The 3,587-nt window shown below is 72.7% G+C and carries 4 protein-coding genes; all 4 read left to right on the forward strand.

Features of this window, described 5'->3' with window-relative positions; genetic code table 11:
• The first annotated feature begins 47 nt into the window (after positions 1 to 47).
• The 4 genes from JS521_RS34580 (at position 48) to JS521_RS34595 (ending at position 3,434) form a co-directional block, all read left to right on the forward strand.
• Positions 48 to 485, forward strand: coding sequence for an ABA4-like family protein (locus JS521_RS34580; protein WP_205086826.1), 438 nt, complete (start codon positions 48 to 50; stop codon positions 483 to 485).
• 115 nt (positions 486 to 600) lie between these two features.
• Positions 601 to 1,185: a sigma-70 family RNA polymerase sigma factor gene (locus JS521_RS34585; protein ID WP_205086827.1), complete on the forward strand. Its 585-nt coding sequence runs from the start codon at positions 601 to 603 to the stop codon at positions 1,183 to 1,185.
• Entirely contained in the window at positions 1,182 to 1,934 is a 753-nt protein-coding gene (locus JS521_RS34590) for an anti-sigma factor (protein ID WP_205086828.1), read from the forward strand. Before JS521_RS34585 ends, JS521_RS34590 begins: the two co-directional genes overlap by 4 nt.
• Positions 1,935 to 2,066: 132 nt before the next feature.
• On the forward strand, positions 2,067 to 3,434 hold the full coding sequence (locus JS521_RS34595) for a cryptochrome/photolyase family protein (protein WP_205086829.1): 1,368 nt from the start codon (positions 2,067 to 2,069) through the stop codon (positions 3,432 to 3,434).
• The last annotated feature ends 153 nt before the right edge of the window (positions 3,435 to 3,587 follow it).

The following is a 3,587-nucleotide window of genomic DNA, read 5'->3' on the forward strand; positions in this document are numbered from 1 at the left end:
CGCCCGTCCCGCTCCTCCGACCCCTCCTCCGACAAGGAGCCCGTGACATGACCGGCGCACTCTTCGAGATCACGTTCTATCTGGCCGCCCCGTTCTGGCTGCTGATGATCTTCGCCCCCACCTGGTCCGGCAGCGCCCGCGTCGTCGCCTCGCCGCTGACCGTGCTGCCCGTGCTCGTCGTCTACGTCGTCATGGCCGTCCCGGTCTTCCCGGAGCTCTGGACGGCGGTGAGCAGCCCGGACATCGACACCTTCCGTGATCTGACGGCGCTGGCCGGCGGAGCGGGGGCCGTCTGGGCGCAGGTGATCGCCTGGGATCTCCTGCTCGGGCAGTGGATGTACCTCCAGAGCCGGAAGCTGGGGCTCTCGCCGCTGCTGATGGGGCCGCTGCTGGTCCTGACGATCCTGCTGTCGCCGTTCGGGCTGCTGGCCTTCCTCGCCATCCGTGCCGTCCGGCTGCGGCGGCGCGAAACGCTCGTCGGCTGAGTCGCGCGTCCTCCCGGGGCAGGATCTGCGAAGATCGCCCGCACTCGACCAATCCGTACGGCCGTCTGCTCCGAATCAATGCCGGAACCGACGATCGCCCCGGGAGGAAACCCGCGTGAAGGAAGCCGTACACATCAGTGGGGTGCCCTCGCCCGGTCCCGATCTCCAGGAACTCCTGGTGCGGGTCGCGCGGGGCGACCAGGACGCGTTCGCCTCGGTGTACGACGCGGTGAGCGGGCCCGTGCTCGGCCTGGTGCGCAGCGTGCTCCGCGATCCGGCCCAGTCGGAGGAGGTGGCGCAGGAGGTACTGGTGGAGGTGTGGCGCACCGCGCCCCGTTTCCGGGCCTCCCGGGGCAGCGCGATGAACTGGGTGCTGACCCTGGCCCACCACCGGGCCGTCGACCGGGTCCGCTCGGCCGAGGCGTCGGCGGCCCGGGAGCACAAGGCGGCGCTGCTGGACCGGACGCCCGCCTTCGACGAGGTGTCCGAACAGGTCGAGACCCGGTTGGAGAGAGAGCAGGTACGGCGCTGTATGCGCACCCTGTCCGAGCTGCAACGGGAGTCGGTGACCCTGGCCTACTACCAGGGCCTGACCTACCGTGAGGTCTCCGAACTTCTCTCCGTGCCGCTGGGCACCATCAAGACACGACTCCGCGACGGCCTCATCCGGCTGCGCGACTGCCTGGGGGTGAGCGCATGAGCACGGCCGAACTGCACACGCTGACCGGGGCCTATGCCCTGCATGCGCTGCCGGAGTCCGAGCGGCAGGCGTTCGAGCGGCATCTGGAGGACTGCGAGGCCTGCACCCAGGAGGTGCGGGAGCTGTCGGCCACCGCCGCCCGGCTCGGTCTCGCCGTCGCCGAGGCCCCTCCGCGCGATCTGCGCGACCGGGTGCTGCGGGAGATCACGACCGTACGCCAGGAGACTCCGGCCCACGGCAGACGAGAGCGGACCGGTGGCGGCGGACGCACCGGACGGTGGTACGCCTACGCGCTCGCCGCCTGCATCGCGGCGGCCGCCGCGTTCGGCGGGGTCGCGGTCTGGCAGAACCAGGTGGCGCAGGACGCACGGCAGGAGGCGAACCAGGCCCAGCAGCAGAACGAGCAGCTGGCCCAGGTGCTCTCCGCCCCGGACGCGAAGACCTCATCGGCCGACCTGACCGGCGGCGCGCACGGCACCGTCGTCGTCTCGCAGAGCCAGAACCGCGCGGTGTTCCTGGCCTCCGGGATGGCGCAGCCGCCGAGCGGCAAGGTCTACCAGATCTGGTTCAACGACGCGGGCACGATGCGTTCGGCGGGCCTGATGGATCCGAAGGCGAGCGATGACGCGGTGCTGCTGGACGGTCCCGTGGACCAGGCGTCCGGGATGGGCATCACGGTCGAGCCGACCGGGGGATCCGCCGAACCGACCTCGGACCCGGTGGCGCTGATGGAGTTCCCCACCGCCTGACCGACCGTCCGCTGACCCATCGGGCGCTGACCGACCGTCCGGCCACGAACAGCCGGACCACTGACCCACAGGACGACCGACGGCCGGCCGACCGGCCGCTGACCACGAATACCGCAAGGGAGCACACGTTCCATGAGTGTCGCGGTGGTGCTGTTCACCTCCGACCTGCGTCTGCACGACAACCCGGTGCTGCGTGCCGCCCTGCGGGACGCGGACGAGGTCGTCCCGTTGTTCGTCCGGGACGACGCCGTCCACCGCACCGGGTTCGACGCGCCCAACCGGCTGGCGTTCCTCGCGGACTGCCTGGCGGACCTGGACGCCGGACTCCGTGACCGGGGCGGCAGGCTGATCGTCCGCCGGGGCGAGACGCCCCGCGAGGTGAAACGGGTCGTCGAGGAGACCGGGGCGGACTCCGTGCACATCGCCGCCGGGGTCAGCCGGTACGCGGCACAGCGCGAGGAGCGGATCCGGGAAGCCCTCACGGGCACGGACTGCGATCTGCGCGTCCATGACGCGGTGGTCACCGCGCTCGCTCCGGGCCGGGTGGTCCCGACGGGCGGCAAGGACCACTTCGCGGTGTTCACCCCGTACTTCCGCCGTTGGGAGGCGGAGGGAGTACGGGGCACACTGACCGCTCCCCGCACGGTCCGGGTGCCTGACGACGTGTCGGGCGACCCGCTCCCGGACCGGGACACCGTCAAGGGCCTCTCCCCCGGCCTGGCCCGGGGCGGCGAGGAGGCGGGCCGCAAGCTGGTGACGTCCTGGCTCCACGGCTCCATGGCCGACTACGAGGACGGCCACGACGACCTGGCCGGCGACGCCACCTCCCGGCTCTCCCCGCACCTCCACTTCGGTACGGTCTCCGCCGCCGAACTGGCCAACCGCGCACGGGAGAAGGGCGGCCCCGGCGGCGAGGCGTTCGTCCGGCAGCTGGCCTGGCGGGACTTCCACCACCAGGTCCTCGCGGCCCGCCCGGACGCCTCCTGGTCCGACTACCGGCCGCGCCACGACCGCTGGCGCCAGGACGAGGACGAGATCGAGGCCTGGAAGACCGGGCACACCGGCTATCCGCTGGTGGACGCGGCGATGCGGCAGCTCGCGCACGAGGGCTGGATGCACAACCGGGGCCGGATGCTGGCCGCGAGCTTCCTCACCAAGACGCTGTACGTGGACTGGCGGGTGGGGGCCCGCCACTTCCTGGACCTGCTGGTCGACGGGGACGTGGCGAACAACCAGCTCAACTGGCAGTGGGTGGCGGGCACCGGCACGGACACCCGCCCCAACCGGATCCTCAACCCGGTGCTCCAGGGAAAGCGCTTCGACCCCCGGGGCGACTACGTACGGCGGTGGGTGCCGGAGCTGGCCGAGGTGGAAGGGCCCGCGATCCACGAGCCCTGGAAGCTGGAGGGCCTGGACCGGGCGGGCATCGACTACCCGGACCCGGTGGTGGACCTGGCCGAGGGCCGGTCCCGCTTCGAACGGGCCCGCGGCCTGGACTGACCGTACGAGCACGTGTACGCGGAGAGGGCCCCGTGGCGGCCGCGGGGCCCCCCCCCCCCCCCCCCGGCCCCCCCCCCCCGCGGCCGCCCCGGGGAAAAACCCCACGGCCCGGGCCCGGGAGCCGCGGCACCCGGGCCGGGGGGCCATGGGCGG

The organism is Streptomyces durocortorensis, assembly GCF_016901035.1.
In the GTDB taxonomy this organism is placed as follows: Bacteria; Actinomycetota; Actinomycetes; order Streptomycetales; family Streptomycetaceae; genus Streptomyces; species Streptomyces durocortorensis.

Bases quoted from the DNA above. Each gene is read 5' to 3' on its own strand.
- JS521_RS34595 (WP_205086829.1), top strand. From the start codon at position 2,067: ATGAGTGTCGCGGTGGTGCTGTTCACCTCCGACCTGCGTCTGCACGAC.
- JS521_RS34580 (WP_205086826.1), top strand. From the start codon at position 48: ATGACCGGCGCACTCTTCGAGATCACGTTCTATCTGGCCGCCCCGTTC.
- JS521_RS34590 (WP_205086828.1), top strand. From the start codon at position 1,182: ATGAGCACGGCCGAACTGCACACGCTGACCGGGGCCTATGCCCTGCAT.